Annotated in this window: 9 protein-coding genes; 5 read left to right on the forward strand and 4 right to left on the reverse strand. The window is 64.6% G+C overall.

Annotated elements, in window-relative coordinates; all coding sequences use genetic code 11:
- Positions 1–7: 7 nt before the first annotated feature.
- The 4 genes from ACIQC5_RS06345 (at position 8) to sufU (ending at position 7,481) form a co-directional block, all read left to right on the forward strand.
- Positions 8–2,665, forward strand: a complete 2,658-nt coding sequence (locus tag ACIQC5_RS06345; protein WP_400279577.1) for an AAA family ATPase — start codon at positions 8–10, stop codon at positions 2,663–2,665.
- 472 nt (positions 2,666–3,137) lie between these two features.
- Positions 3,138–5,570: an ATP-binding protein gene (locus ACIQC5_RS06350; protein ID WP_400279580.1), complete on the forward strand. Its 2,433-nt coding sequence runs from the start codon at positions 3,138–3,140 to the stop codon at positions 5,568–5,570.
- Positions 5,571–5,649: 79 nt separating this feature from the next.
- The gene (locus ACIQC5_RS06355; RefSeq protein WP_400279583.1) at positions 5,650–6,975 is read left to right on the forward strand and encodes a cysteine desulfurase; all 1,326 of its coding nucleotides are present in this window, start codon (positions 5,650–5,652) and stop codon (positions 6,973–6,975) included.
- A 53-nt stretch (positions 6,976–7,028) separates the two neighbouring features.
- Positions 7,029–7,481, forward strand: coding sequence for a Fe-S cluster assembly sulfur transfer protein SufU (gene sufU, locus ACIQC5_RS06360; protein WP_400279585.1), 453 nt, complete (start codon positions 7,029–7,031; stop codon positions 7,479–7,481).
- 8 nt (positions 7,482–7,489) lie between these two features.
- On the opposite strand, the gene nhaA is transcribed toward sufU, so the two are convergent.
- From nhaA to ACIQC5_RS06380, 4 genes are all read right to left on the reverse strand, one after another.
- Positions 7,490–8,791, reverse strand: a complete 1,302-nt coding sequence (gene nhaA / locus ACIQC5_RS06365) for a Na+/H+ antiporter NhaA (protein WP_400279588.1) — start codon at positions 8,789–8,791, stop codon at positions 7,490–7,492.
- 168 nt (positions 8,792–8,959) lie between these two features.
- Positions 8,960–9,181 (reverse strand): SCO4848 family membrane protein, encoded by a 222-nt coding sequence (locus ACIQC5_RS06370; protein ID WP_400279591.1) that lies wholly within the window; start codon positions 9,179–9,181, stop codon positions 8,960–8,962.
- A gap of 3 nt (positions 9,182–9,184) precedes the next feature.
- A complete protein-coding gene (locus tag ACIQC5_RS06375) occupies positions 9,185–9,682 on the reverse strand; it encodes a DUF2505 domain-containing protein (RefSeq protein WP_400279594.1) in 498 nt (165 codons plus the stop codon).
- Between the two features lie 50 nt (positions 9,683–9,732).
- Positions 9,733–11,286: an SDR family oxidoreductase gene (locus ACIQC5_RS06380; RefSeq protein ID WP_400279597.1), complete on the reverse strand. Its 1,554-nt coding sequence runs from the start codon at positions 11,284–11,286 to the stop codon at positions 9,733–9,735.
- Between the two features lie 111 nt (positions 11,287–11,397).
- Between ACIQC5_RS06380 and mfd the strand changes: the two genes are divergently transcribed.
- Positions 11,398–15,018 (forward strand): transcription-repair coupling factor, encoded by a 3,621-nt coding sequence (mfd, locus tag ACIQC5_RS06385; protein WP_400279599.1) that lies wholly within the window; start codon positions 11,398–11,400, stop codon positions 15,016–15,018.
- Position 15,019: the final 1 nt, after the last annotated feature.

Below are 15,019 nucleotides of genomic sequence, written 5' to 3' on the forward strand. Positions count from 1 at the left end.
GGTGCGCATGAGGGCCGAGCACCTTGTAGGCCGTGACGCCGAGCTGGACCTGGCAATGGAAATCCTCAGGCAGGAAGGAGCCGGCGCCGTCCTGGTAGTGGCAGACGCCGGCATCGGAAAGACGGCCTTGACCGCCGAAATCGCCGCCCGCCTTGCCGACGAGATGGTGGTGATGCGGGTCCACGGCAGTCCCGCGCTGTCCTCCGTTCCCTATGGTGTCCTGGCCCCCTATCTGCTGGACCTTCCGGTGGAGCAAGCAACCTCTCCAGTGGCGATCCTCCGGGAGTTCTGGGCACAGTTCGAAAAGAAGCGCGGTGCCAACGGTGCGCGGTTGCTGCTGGTGGTGGATGACGCCCACGAACTCGACGAAGGAAGCACGCAGATCCTGGCCGAGCTGGTGACAGCGGGTTGGGCACGGCTCGTTGCCACAAGCCGCCCCAGGCCCGGACTCCCGCCTGCGTTGCTGCAGCTCTGGTACGACGGCTTGGCCGAAAGGCTCGAGCTGCATCCTTTGGACAAGGACACTGCCACCGAACTCGCCGAAAAGACGCTTGGCGGATCGGTGATGGCAAGTACGGCGGACGTGCTGCACTCAGTTTCCGAGGGCAACCCCTTGCTGCTTCGCTGCCTCTTGGAGGATTCCAGGGCCGGCGGCAACCTGGTGCGGCGGAACGGGGTCTGGTTCCTCGCCGGGGCCCTGTCCGGGAAAGGTGAAGGCCTGGCCGAGGTGGTCCGGAACAAGGTGCTCCGAACCACTGATGCCGAGCGCGAAGCGTTGTACGTCCTCGCCTTGGCGGAGCCGGTCCCCGCCGCCGTTCTGGACACGTTGGTGGGACGCGACACTGTCCGGTCCTTGCTGGACAGCCGTTTGGTGCAGTCCACCAACGGCCCCGGGAGCCCGCTGAAGATGTGGCACCCGATGTACAGTGAGGCGCTTCGCCAGCTGGTGTCGCCGGCCCGCAGCCTTCAAATCCGTCAGCGGATGGTGCAACACTTCGCCGAGCCGGCCACGGCTGAAGGCCTGCTCCGGATGGTGAGCTGGGCGCTTGACTGTGGTGCCGACGTCGACGATGAACAACTGTTGCGGGCCGCCTTCCTAGCCGTGAAGCTCCTGCACAATCCGCTGGCTTTGGCGGCTGCGGGCAAAGTCCGTTCACAGGCGCTGCAGCCGCGGGCGCGGGCCGTGATGGCTATGGCGCATTACAACGATGGCAGCTACCGTGCTGCCGTGACGCTGCTGGAAGAGGATGCCGGCTTCCTGGACGCTGACCCCTCGGGTCCGCTGGGTGCCGGCCTCTTGTGGGCCGCTTCCCGCTCTGCCGTAGGTGACAAGTCCGCGGACATCGTTGCTTACGCCCAGTCGGCCGCCGCCGGGCTCATAGGCGGCCTTGCCAAGGAGGACCCCGTGGTCAAACACATCCGACGCCATGCGGTCGCGTTGGAGTTGGCTGCCCTGGCCCAGGACGGCAAGTACGTCGAGCTCCGGACCGGCTTGGAGATGTTCGCCAAGGAACTGGATCCGGATGCTTCAGACTTCATCATGAATCAGCTCTTCCTCCTGGCCATGCAGTGCGAATTGCTGACGGTCGAGGGTCAGGCTTCCGACGCGCTGGAAGCAGGCCGGGAAGCCTTGGTGCTCCTGGACGAGCACAACGACGACCTCCTGTACTTCAGCGACTTCATCCTGGTCCGGTACGCCCTGGCCGCCCTGGAGGCCGGAGAATGGGCGGCGGGTGAGACGGCCCTCAACCGCTATGCGGCGAGTTCAGCCATGGGGCTGATTACCTTTGGCGGCGACATACAGGCACTGAAGGGCATGGCGTTGCTTCGGCAAGGGCGGCTGGAGCAGGCCGGCGACCTGCTGACGCCCGCCGTCGAAGCCCTCCGCCTGAAGGACCCCCAGCGATTGCGGCGGCTGGGTGCCGCCATGGCGTTCTACGCCGCAGCCCGGACAGGGAATAAGGAACTGGCTCACAGGCTCCTGGCGGAACAGGAAGCGGCTGCACCTGGCGGTGCGTATGTTGAGGCGCTGGCTGAGCTTTTCACGCTGGCCGGAAGGGAACACCTGGGCCGAGGCACCGGGCTGGAGAAGCTCCGTGGGTTGCCTGAGTCCGTGCACCTCCACCAGATGCCGGGGGTGCTGCTGCAAAACCTGGTCCTCCGGGCAGAACTCGGTGACGTCCAAGCCATGGGGTCGCTTGAGGAAACAGCGTCATCCATGGGTGGATCGTGGGCCGCGGGCTGGGAGTCGCTGGCATCCGCGCAGCTGGCAGGGGCTGGAGAAGGGTTCGTCACAGCTGGCAACACGTTGGCTGCCGCAGGCATGCCAGGGCCGGCGGCGGTGGCCTTCGACAAGGCAGCAGTGGCATTTGACGCGGAAGGCAAGCGGCCGGAGGCCCGGCAGGCCGCTGTGCTCCGCGACGTCAGCGAGGCCAGTCTTGGCGATGCCCTGGTCCATGATCCCCACACCGAGGCTGACCGGTCGGTGCCATTGACGCGCCGTGAGCAGGACATCGTGGCCCTGGCCGTTTCGGGGCTCACTGACCGCCAGATCGCGGAGAAACTCATGGTGTCCGTACGTACCGTGGAAGGCCACTTGTACCGCAGTTACGCCAAGCTGGGCATCCGCCGTAGAGAAGACCTGGGTGCAGCTGTCCGCAACTGAGGCTCAGGCCTGCCAAGTACCTCCGCGCGACCGTGCCGCCTACCTGCCCGCGTGGCCGCTGCGATTTTAACCATTCATTGGAGTAACCCGCTGTGGCGTCCTCGTGAAACCAAGTAGTCGGGTCCGGCGCGACTGAGTACAACAAGGTATCGGGCCCTCCAAAGCCACTGACTAATCGAGTACCGATTACTGGTGTACGGATTTCCGCCACGCGGTTAACTGATCTTGGAAGGACGGTTAGCCCCAAGCATCAACCGGAATTCCAAAGTCGCAACACCAGCATCGGTGGTCTCTTTGAGCCGATGCCCCGGACATCGAAAGGTGTTCGGCCCTGGACGAAGCCGGCGGCGACAGAGTCTTCTGAGACCGAGACTCTCCCCCCAGCCGCCGCCGGCTTCTAGGCCAGGTTTCCCGCTTTTCGCGGAACTCGATCCACCTCCCGGACCAAGGGAAATCTGCCATTGGAGTGTGAATGTTGCCGGAGCCCTGGCTTGACGAAGACACCGTCACAGTCGGGCTGAGGACAGCAGCATTCACGGACCGAAGGCAACTCCTCGACCTCATTCTTGACACCGTACCCTCGCCCGCGACCAGCGGCATTGTGGTGGTGGGAGACAAAGGATCCGGCAAGAGCCACTTGCTCCTTCAAATTGAAGCCGGACTTCGCGGTTCCTTTGACGTCCGTACTTTCGCTGGCAAGCAGGAACTGGAAAACACCCTCTACGGCGCCTTGCCCGGAGCCTCGGCGGACCTCCCCGATGAGGCCTTACTGCCGGGATTGAACGTCATCCGCGCACTGGCCGACACGCTGGGTCCGGAGACGTACGTTTACAGGCCGGCACCTGCACGACGGCGGAGCAAGCGGCTTCCAGCGGCCGCCCGGCCACCCCTGGTCTTGTTGGTGGACGATATCCATTACGTCGATCCGGCCTCGCTCGCGATCCTCCTGCAACTGATCCCGGGATTCGGTGCAACCCTGGTGGCAACGGCTGACAGCCGCGTTCCGCTTCCCCAGGACTTGTACCAGTTGTGGGAGGACGGATTCCTGGAGCAGCATTTTCTGCCTCCGTTCAGCTTCTCCGAAGCCCACACCCTGTGCGAGAGCGTCCTTGGTGGTCATGTCCAACCACGTGCAAGCGCATTGATGGCGGCCATGAGTGGATTCAATGTCGGTCTCCTCTGCATCGCCATTGAGGATGCGCGCCAAGCCGGGCTTCTGGTGCAACGGGACGGCTTTTGGACCATCAATGTCCGCGCGCACTGTGACTGGCCCGGGGTGGTGCAGCACGTTCGGACGGAGAATGCATCGCGAACTGAATCGGAGCAGCGGGCCCTGGAACTGATTGCATTGGCGGAGCCGCTGGCGCTTGACGTTGTGGAGCGCAGCTTTGGCCAGCGGACGGTGGAACTCCTGCTGGGTGATAACTTCATCAGGATCCTGCCCGGGAAGCCCCCCTTTGTCCGTACGGGTTCCTGGCTCCGGGGAGAGGGTACCCGGCTTGCTGTCCCGCGTTCACGGAGCCGCGCGCTTCGGCTGAGCGTGGACGAGCCGCAGTTCGCCCAACGTTCTCCCGCGGCCTTGGTTCGCTGGGTCGCGTGGACCCTCGACTGTGAGATAGCCGTTGCTGACGAGCTGCTTTTGGCCGTTGCTCCGGCGGCGGACAGGCCCTCAACTGCCGAGCTGGCCATGAAGGCTGCCGCAGCGGTATCCGGTTCCGAACATCTGCCCGAGGCCAAATTGCTCACAGCCCGTGCGCTGATTGCGGAAGGCCAACTGACTACTGCGTGGCCCATTCTGCGGGAGCTGGCGGGCAGGGGTTCACCCGCCGAAGTGAAAGCAGAAGCTTCAAGCCGCCTGCGGTCACTGGGCCTGCTGGGAGTGGTGCCGGCGGAGGACGTGCAGGGGCCCGGGGCGTCGCAAGAGCCCGGCGAACACATTGTGTGGGACATCCAAGAAGCCGAGCGGCTACTCCTGGCCGGCGAAACCGGCGCTGCCCTGGTGTTCACCGCAGAGGCGATGGCCGCCACCAAACTCCCGTCCTTGCAGTCGTTCCGCCCGGGGGTGCTCCTCAGGCATGTCATGTGCCTGCGTCATAGCCTGGATTGGGACCATCTGGACAGCCTCTTGGACTGTACGGCGTCCTATGCGATGCCTGCACAATTGGCCGTCTGCCTGGAAGTCGCGCGCGGCTACGCCCAAATCAGCCAAGGCCTTCCTCGGGCGGCGGGGCGAACGCTGGAACCCGTCGTGGCTGAACTGTCCGACGTCGGGCTGCCGCCGGTATTGGGCTTGGCTGCGGCCTTGTCGGCCTACTCCGCGGCATTGTGCGGAGACTCGGACAAGGCGTTGTCGAGGATGGCGCAAAGCAGGTCTGCGATGTCCGAAACACGCGGTGGCGCCGGTTCTGCAGACCTGCTGTTCCACGTGAGCTCGGTGTTCGTCGCGGCCGCGCTGGACAGGGCAGAGCGTGGGTCCGCGCATTTGAGGGACGTGGCGGAGCAAGCCCGCTTGGACGGCTTCCCCATGGTGGAAGCCGAGGCGTTGTCCCTCCTGACGCTCAACGGGAGCGGCACCGGCGTCGACGATGACCTGGCAGTCCAGCGACGCCTTGGCGAGCTTGCCTCCTCACTGCACGGTGCCGGAGGCGCCGCGCTGGGTACGTTCGCCGAAGCCTTGCTGGGCAACGATCCGCGGGCGCTCGAGGCCGCGGGGAGGGAATTGTCCGGCGCGCGGCTCTTCGCTCACGCCGCGATCTGCTACTCCAAGGCATCGGAAATCTACCAGGTGCGGGCGCGCGGCGCTGCAAGCCGGAGGGCGGCCACGCTCCTGGGCCGGTTGCGGAGCGCGTTCGACAATGAGGTTGCGCCCCCGCTCGGGTGGCTTCCCGGCACCGCGGGCAGGTGACGTGCTCCAGAGCACACCGCCCGGCACGGCGCATCGTGGGATAATTGAGAGTCCCTGAAGGTTTTCCGAGGAGCGCCCCTTGACCGTCATATCAACTCCTGCCTCACTGCAGCGGTCCGTGAATGCCATGGACAACGCGGAGGTGCTGCGGATCCGGAACGATTTCCCCGTTCTGGACCAACTGGTCAACGGTAAGCCGCTGATCTACCTCGATTCCGGGGCGACGTCGCAGAATCCTTTGAGCGTGATTGAGGCCGAGCAAGAGTTCTACGAGCAGCGCAATGCTGCCGTGCACCGGGGTGCCCACCAGCTCGCTGTGGATGCCACGGAAGTCTTTGAGGACGCCCGGCAGACCGTAGCGGATTTCATCGGCGCGCAGTACGAGGAAACCGTGTGGACCTCCAACGCTACCGAGGGCCTGAACCTCATTGGCTACGCGCTGTCCAACGCGGCTTTGTGGGCCGCGCAGGGCCGCGGCGATTCACGTCTCAAGGACCTGGCCCTTGGTCCTGGCGATGAAATCGTGGTTACTGAGATGGAACACCACGCCAACCTGATTCCTTGGCAGGAACTCGCGTTCCGGACCGGCGCTACGCTCAAGTACATTCCCATTACTGATGACGGCACGCTTCGGTTGGATGCGGCCGCGGACCTCGTGGGGGAGCGGACACGGCTCCTGGCCTTCACCCACGCCTCCAACGTCCTGGGCACCATCAACCCTGTTGCTGAGCTCGTGGCCATCGCCCGCCGTGTTGGCGCGCTGGTGGTCCTCGATGCCTGCCAGTCGGTGCCGCACATGCCTATCGACGTCAAGGAACTGGACGTTGACTTCGCGGTTTTCTCCGGGCACAAGATGCTGGCCCCCACGGGTGTTGGAGTGCTCTACGGCAAGCAGGAAATTTTGGACGTCCTGCCGCCTTTCCTCACGGGCGGCTCCATGATCACCACCGTCACCATGGAACGCGCCGAGTACCTGCCGGCACCCCAACGCTTCGAGGCCGGAACCCAGCGCATCTCGCAGGCCGTAGCGCTGGCCGCCGCCGTCAATTATCTGACAGAGACCGGGATTGACCGCATCCACGCTTGGGAATCAACGTTGGGACAACGGCTGGTCACGGGACTCGAAAGTATCGAGGGAATCCGCGTGATCGGTCCGGCCTCCGGAAAGGACCGGATCGGCTTGGCGGCGTTCGACGTCGCCGGTGTCCACGCGCACGACGTCGGACAGTTCCTTGACGATCGCGGCATCGCCGTCCGCGTCGGTCACCACTGCGCCCAGCCCCTGCACCGCCGCCTGGGCCTGACCGCTACCACCCGGGCAAGCACCTACCTGTACAACACAACGGACGATGTGGACGCGTTCCTTGACGCTGTCTCCGGCGTTCGGGCTTACTTCCAGGCCTGAAACGCCCGCACCGGCGTCCATTAACGATTTCCTCAGAACGGGCAACCAGCACCATGAGTCTTGACCAGCTGTACCAGCAGATCATCCTGGACCATTCCAAGCAGCGGCACGGCAGCGGGCTCGCGGACACCGAGCCCCCGGCCGGGACTTCCACGGGCCAGTCGCACCAGCTCAACCCGGTGTGCGGTGATGAGGTCACGCTTCGTCTCGCCGTTGCCGATGGCACTGTAAAGCAGATCAGCTGGGACGGTGCTGGCTGTTCCATCTCCATGGCCTCGGCCTCGGTCTTGACTGACCTGGCGGAGGGCATGTCCGTGGAGGAAATGCACGCCGTGATTGATAACTTCCGCGAGCTCCTGCGCTCCCGCGGCAAGATTCAGGCCGACCCGGAGGTCCTGGGTGACGCTGCCGCGTTTGAGGGTGTTGCCCGGTATGCGGCCAGGGTCAAGTGCGCCATGATTTCATGGGTCGCTGCCGAAGACGCACTTAACCAAGCGACGGCATAAGCAGCAGCTTAGGCGCGGGCGAAGACGTCAGGTACGCCGTCGCCGTCGTCGTCCCGTTCTTCGTCTGCCTGCACCTGGCGGTACCGCCGGTTGCGCGCCCTGAGCACGACGGCGGCCAGCAGCGCCGCGATCAGGGAACCTGCCAGGATAGCCACCTTGGCGTGGTCGTTGTGCGCGGAACCCGTGCCGAAGCCAAGCTCCCCGATCAGCAACGAGACCGTGAAGCCAATGCCGGCCAGGAGGGCGAGGCCGAAGAGGTCGATCCAAGCGATGCTTGAGTCCAAACTGGCCCGGGTGGTCTTGGTAACCAGAAATGTGGTGCCGAAAACACCGATCGCCTTGCCCACCACCAGAGCCGCCACAATGCCGACAGCCACGGGGTCGCTGAGCGCGGCACCCATGCCGCCGAATCCGCCCAAGGCCACTCCGGCGGAGAAGAATGCGAAGACCGGGACAGCGAATCCGGCGGAGAACGGACGCAGACGGTGTTCGAAGTGCTCAGCGAGACCTTTTGCAGGCTCGCCCTTCTTGCCGCTGGCGAAGACCGGCACGGCAAAGCCCAGAAGGACCCCGGCCACCGTGGCATGGATTCCGGAGGAGTGCACGAATCCCCAGGTAGCAAGGGCGAGGGGGAGCAGGAGATACCAGCTGCGGATCCGCTTTTGGACGAGGAATGTGAAGAGGCCCAGCGGGATCAACGCGGCGAGCAGCATGAGCGGCTGGATGCCAGTGGAGTAGAAGAATGCGATGATGCCGATGGCGATGAGGTCGTCCACCACGGCGAGGGTCAGCAGGAACGTCCTCAGGGCGGCCGGGAGATGGGTGTTGATGACGGCCAGGACGGCGAGGGCGAAGGCAATGTCCGTGGCGGTGGGGATAGCCCAGCCGCGGAGCGTTTCCGCGCCGGAACCCAGGTTGAAGAGAACATAGATCAACGCGGGAACCACGACACCGCCAACAGCCGCTGCCACAGGAACGATCGCTTTTGCGGGTTTGCGCAGTTCTCCGGCGACGAATTCGCGCTTGAGTTCAAGGCCTGCGAGGAAGAAGAAGACAGCCAGCAAACCGTCGGACGCCCAGTGGCCCAGGCTTAGCTCCAGGTGCCACGGTTCATAGCCGATCTTGACGTCGCGGAGGGCGAAGTAGCCGTCGGCGGCGGGGGAGTTCGCCCAGATAAGGGCGATTACCGTGGCTGCCAGGAGGAGCGCGCCGCCCACAGTCTCCGTGCGGAGAATCGAGAGGACGCGGCGGTACTCGGGGTAGCTTGAGCGGGAGAAGACGTTTGTGGTGGCTGGTGGTGGGGTGGCCACAGGGGCTCCTTGTCGGTGGGCGGTCGATCAGCGGGTAGGCATCACGAAGAAATCGCCGACCAGACTTCCCGGCACACCAAAGCCCAGTCTACCCAACTAGGTCGCAGTAGAGCGCGTTATGAGGGCTCAAAACGCGCACTACTGCGACCCAGTTGGGTGGGACAAACGCTAGGCGAACAGCCCCGCAACCCCTATTGCCGCCGTCGCGAGGCCCAGCACCATGGAGATGGTGACCAGAACAACGTGGACGGTCAGGAACTTGGTCGCCTTGCCTGCAGCGTCGCGTGCGCGGGGGTCTTTCATGACGCGCTTGAGGAACTGCGGCCACACGGCCAGGGACCAAACTCCGGCCACGATCAGCACCCAGGCAAGGATTGCGGGAATGTCCATTTGCTAGTGGCTTTCGAGCCAGGCCTGCGCCTGCTGGGACTGGATGTTCAGTGCCTTGCCCACCATGGGCTCAGCGGCATCGGCGATCTTACCGCCCAGGAACGGAACCGAGGAGGAAACGGTGCCCTCAAGTTCGATCCGGGTGTTGCCGCCATCGGCCACGAGGCGCTGGACAGCCGTGACGTCGAGCGGAGCACCGGAAACCTTCAGCGCGATTTTGCTGGCGCGTGAACCGTCGGCAGCCGGGGCTTCCCACAGTTCAGTCTGCGTAACCGTCAGGCTCTCGCCGACGAACTTGCGGGCGATGTCCGGAAGGCGGGTGGTGGGCAGGGTGCGGACCGTCGTGGTGCTGAACTCGCCGGCGGTGTCGCCGTCGATCGTGAACGATTCCAAGGAGCCGCCCACCAGTTCGCTGGTGTGACGCAGGAACTCTTCGTCAACAAATACGGCCGCTACGCGGTCGACGCTGTGCGGCAGGGTGGTGGATGCACTCAGGGCCATGGGTCCTCCGTGGATGTGGTGGTAGTGAAGCTGTTTTAGCTCCCAACATCCTACGGGGTGTCTTTGGCCACCCCGGAACCGGCTTCATTAACGGAAGGTTGACGCGCGGCGGATTCTTGGCTGGCGGACTCTTGCAACGCGATAGCGGCGGCGGAGATATTCCGTGCCATGGAGGGGAAAATGATGCCGTGGAACGGGTACACGCCCAGCCAATAGAGTCTGCCGCCCAAACCCCGCGGGAAGAAGATGGCGCGCTGCTTGTACAGGCTCCCGTCGCCGTCGGGTTCTACCGCCAACTCAAGCCACGCCCGTCCCGGCGCCCGCATCTCGGCCCGGAGCCGCAACAACCTGCCGCGGTCGATCGCTTCCACGCGCCACCAGTCGACCACCTCGCCGCTGCCCAGCTTCTTGGGGTGACGGCGCCCCCTCAGGAGCCCGGCACCACCGGTGAGCTTGTCCAGCCAGCCGCGGACGCGCCACGCCAGCGGCAGGGAGTACCAGCCGTTCTTGCCGCCGATCCCTTCGATGATGGTCCACACGTAGTCGGGCCGGGCATCGCTGTGGAAGGTCCGCTCGTCCACATACACCTTGTACCCAGCCCAATCGGGGTCGCTGGGCAGGGGATCGGCATCCACGCCTGCGTTGGCCCATGTGGTCTCCACCTGGCCGTCGCGTTCTTTGCCCAGCGCCAACGCAACGGCGCGGCGGTAGGGCGTCAGACCGCCGTCTGGCTGGGGAATGACATGGTCGACGTCGTGCTCCCGCGACACTGCGTCGTGCTGCAGCGACTGCACCAAAGGGAAAGACATGGACAGCGGAATGGGCGTCACCAAGGCCACCCACAAACCGGCGAGCTTGGGCGCGGGAACGGGAAGCGCGATCACCAGCCGCCGCGGAAGCCCGCGCTCCACGGCATACTCGTTCATCATGTCCCTGTATTTCAGGACATCACGGGAGCCGATATCGAAGGACCGGTTGATGGTTCCTGGCAGCGCAGCCGCAGCCACCAGGTAGTGCAGCACGTCCCGGACGGCGATGGCCTCGATCCGGTTCTTGACCCAGCTGGGCGCGGGCATCACAGGAAGGGTGTCGGCCAAGTGCCGGATCATCTCAAACGATGCTGACCCTGAACCGATGACCACCCCGGCCTGGAACACGATGGAATCCACGGCCGATTCGAGGAACACACGGCCCACGGTTTCGCGGGAACGCATGTGCGTGGAGAGTTCGGTGTTGTCCGGGTGCAAGCCGCCCAGATAGACGATCCTCTGGACGCCGGCGGCCGAGGCAGCCTCCGCGACGAGCCTTGCCATGGACTCTTCCTTGGCTTCGAAACCACGTCCCGACGCCATGGAGTGGACCAGATAATAGAGGACGTCTACGTCCTTCAGTGAGCCCTCCAGGCTGCCGGCATCCGACAAACTGTCTTGGACGATCTCAACCTGGTCATGCCATGGAACATCGGCGATTTTCTGTGGCGAACGGACCAGGACCTTGACCCGATGGCCCGCTTCGAGGAGCCGCGGGACGAGGCGGCCACCGATGTATCCGGTGGCGCCGGTGACCAGCACCGTCTTCGACTGCGTGTCTTCTGATGGCTGCAAAGGGTAACTCCTCGGGCTGGAGGGAGGGGTAGGCTGGAACGACCCGGCATTCTTTCGAATTTCCGGGCATTTGTGTTGCCTGCCCTTGGACCCACCCTAGGAGTTTCAGCCATGAGCCTCAACGGTCTGCGCCGCGCACTGGCGGAGGACAAGACTTTCGCGCGCGTCCGAACGGAGGCACAACGGCCCTTTGATGGTCGGAGCACTGACTACCAGATCAGTGCGCCCACCGGAATGCGGGCCGTGCTGCTGGCTGAAATGGCCGACGGCCTTGCCGCCCAGGAATCCGGTGCGGTGGTGTTGGCAGTGACTGCCACTGGCCGCGAAGCCGAGGACCTCACTGCGGCGCTCGCCTCCTACCTGCCCGCCGACTCCGTGGCCACCTTCCCGAGCTGGGAAACCCTCCCGCACGAACGGTTGTCGCCGCGTTCTGACACCGTGGGACGCCGGCTGTCGGTCCTCCGACGGCTGGCACACCCGGAAAGCTCGACGTCGGCCCCGTTGCGGGTGGTGGTAGCTCCGGTTCGCGCCGTGGTCCAGCCGATCGTGGCCGGCTTGGGCGATCTGGTTCCGGTGACGTTGAAAGTAGGGCAGGAAAAGCCCTTCACCGACGTGGTCCGTGCCCTCGCGGATGCCGCATATGCCCGCGTGGACATGGTCACGCACCGCGGCGAATTCGCAGTCCGGGGCGGCATCCTGGACGTCTTCCCGCCCACGGAAGACCACCCTGTCCGCGTTGAATTCTTCGGCGACGAGGTCGACCAGATGCGCTGGTTCGCCGTCGCCGACCAGCGCTCACTGTCCGCCCCGGGAATCCACCACCCCACGGAACTCCACGCACCTCCCTGCCGCGAAATCCTCATCACACCGTCCGTGATGTCACGCGCGGCCAAGCTCAAAGCGGACATGCCGGCTGCCGCGGACATGCTGGAGAAGATCGCCGGCGGCATCGCAGTGGAGGGCATGGAGTCCTTGGCGCCGGTGCTGGTGGATGCCATGGTTCCGTTCGTGGACCAACTCCCGGCGGGCTCGCTCAGCGTAGTGATCGAGCCCGAGAAGGTGCGGACGCGTGCCCACGACCTCGCTGCCACCAACGAAGAGTTCCTGGAAGCTGCTTGGTCAACAGCGTCCGACGGCGGTGCGGCGCCCCTTGATCTGTTGTCGCGTGCATCGACGGACCTGCATGCAGCAAGCTTCCGCTCCCTGACCGACACCCGCACGTCCGCGCTGGATCACGGTGTGTCCTGGTGGTCCATCACTTCGCTTGCCACGGACGAGGACTTGGTCCTGGACATCGATGTCCTTAACCTCCGCGCCCGCGAGCCCCGGGGCTATCAGGGCGACGTTGCCGAAATGCTGGAGTTCATCGGTTCCCATGTGCGTGATCAGTGGCGGATCGTGGTGGTAACAGATGGCCCCGGTCCCGCCCAGCGCCTGGCGGAGCTGTTCCACGACGCCGACATCCCGTGCGCCCGCGTGGACTCCCTGGACAAGGATCCCCAGTCCGGCATCATCGAGGTGACCACCGCCGCCGTCGGACGCGGTTTTGTCCTGGACAGTCTCAAACTGGGCCTTCTGACCGAGGCCGATCTGCTGGGCAGGGCCACTGCAAGTTCCACCAAAGACATGCGGCGCATGCCGTCCAAACGGCGCAACGCCGTGGACCCGCTGCAGTTGCACGCAGGAGATCACGTGGTGCACGAGCAGCACGGCATCGGTCGGTTTGTGGAGCTCATCCAGCGCAAGGTGGCCGGAACGTCGTCATCCGATGCGGGCCTGCGCGAGTACTTGGTCTTGGAGTACGCAGCGTCCAAGCGCGGTGCTCCGGGGGATCGGTTGTTCGTCCCGACGGATCAGTTGGACCAGGTCACCCGCTACGTAGGCGGGGACACGCCCGTACTGAGCAAGATGGGTGGCGCGGACTGGGCCAGCACCAAATCCAAGGCCCGCAAAGCCGTCAAGGAAATCGCCGGTGAGCTGATCAGGCTCTACTCTGCCCGGATGGCATCCAGAGGCCACGCCTTCGCCCCGGACACTCCGTGGCAGCGTGAACTCGAGGAAGCTTTCCCGTATGTGGAGACGCCCGACCAGCTGACCACCATCAACGAGGTCAAGGCGGACATGGAGCGCGAGATCCCCATGGACCGGCTCGTGTCCGGCGACGTGGGCTACGGCAAAACCGAGATCGCGGTCCGTGCTGCCTTCAAGGCTGTCCAGGACGGCAAGCAGGTAGCGGTGCTGGTCCCCACCACGCTCCTTGCCCAGCAGCATTATGAGACCTTTACGGAGCGTTTCTCCGGGTTCCCGCTGCGCGTCAAACCGCTGTCCCGTTTCCAGAGCACCAAGGAAGCCAAGGAAACCGCGGAGGGCGTCAAGAGTGGTGCCGTGGACGTCGTGATTGGCACGCACCGCCTCTTGTCCAAGGACTTCGAGTTCAAGGACCTGGGCCTGGTGATTGTGGATGAAGAGCAGCGCTTCGGTGTGGAACACAAGGAAGCGCTCAAGAAAATGCGCACCAATGTGGACGTGCTGGCCATGAGTGCCACGCCGATTCCGCGAACCTTGGAAATGTCGCTGACCGGCATCCGGGAAACCTCCACCCTGGCCACACCGCCCGAAGAGCGGCACCCTGTGCTGACGTATGTGGGTCCCTACACGAACAAGCAGACCTCGGCGGCCATTCGCCGCGAACTCATGCGCGAGGGCCAGGTGTTCTTCGTGCACAACCGGGTGTCCTCGATTGAACGCATCGCCGCCCAGATCCGCGAGCTCGTCCCCGAAGCCCGCGTGGAGGTAGCCCACGGCCAGATGTCCGAGAGCCGCCTTGAGAAGATCATTGTGGACTTCTGGGAGAAGCGCTTCGACGTGCTCGTCTGCACCACTATCATCGAGACGGGCTTGGACATTTCCAACGCCAACACGCTGATTGTGGACGGCGCAGACAAGTACGGCCTCTCCCAGCTGCACCAGCTCCGAGGCCGTGTTGGCCGCGGCCGCGAACGTGCCTACGCCTACTTCCTCTACCCCTCGGAGAAGCCCTTGGGCGAGGTGGCGTTGGAGCGGCTCAAGGCAGTTGCGGCGCACAACGAGCTCGGCGCCGGCATGCAATTGGCTATGAAGGACCTCGAAATCCGTGGCGCCGGAAACCTGTTGGGTGGTGAACAGTCCGGACACATCCAGGGTGTCGGCTTCGACCTCTACATCCGCCTGGTAGGCGAAGCCGTGGCCGAGTACCGTGGCGAGGCCGAGGAAAAGGCCGCCGAGATGAAGATCGAGCTCCCGGTCAACGCCCACTTGCCGCACGATTACGTGCCGGGCGAGAGGCTGCGCCTGGAGGCCTACCGCAAACTGGCTGCCGCCATCACCTACGAAGCCATCGACGAGGTCCTGGCTGAACTCGTGGACCGTTATGGTGAGCCGCCGCTGCCGGCCCAAAACCTGATCTCGGTGGCCCGCTTCCGGGTGGGGGCCCGCGAAGCCGGCCTGTCCGACGTCGCACTCCAAGGAAACTTCATCCGCTTCTCGCCGGCGCAACTGCCCGAATCCAAGACCATGCGACTGAATCGCATGTACCCGGGTTCGCAGGCCAAGCCCGCGTTGGACGCCGTCTTGATCCCCAAGCCCAAGACCGCCAGGATCGGCGGCCGGGACCTTCAGGACGCCGAGATCCTGGAATGGGCCAACAACGTGATTTCCGCAATCTTTACCGACATCCCCGTGAAGGCAGGCTAAC

Origin of the sequence: Paenarthrobacter sp. NPDC092416 (assembly GCF_044755025.1) — a bacterium.
GTDB lineage: Bacteria > Actinomycetota > Actinomycetes > Actinomycetales > Micrococcaceae > Arthrobacter.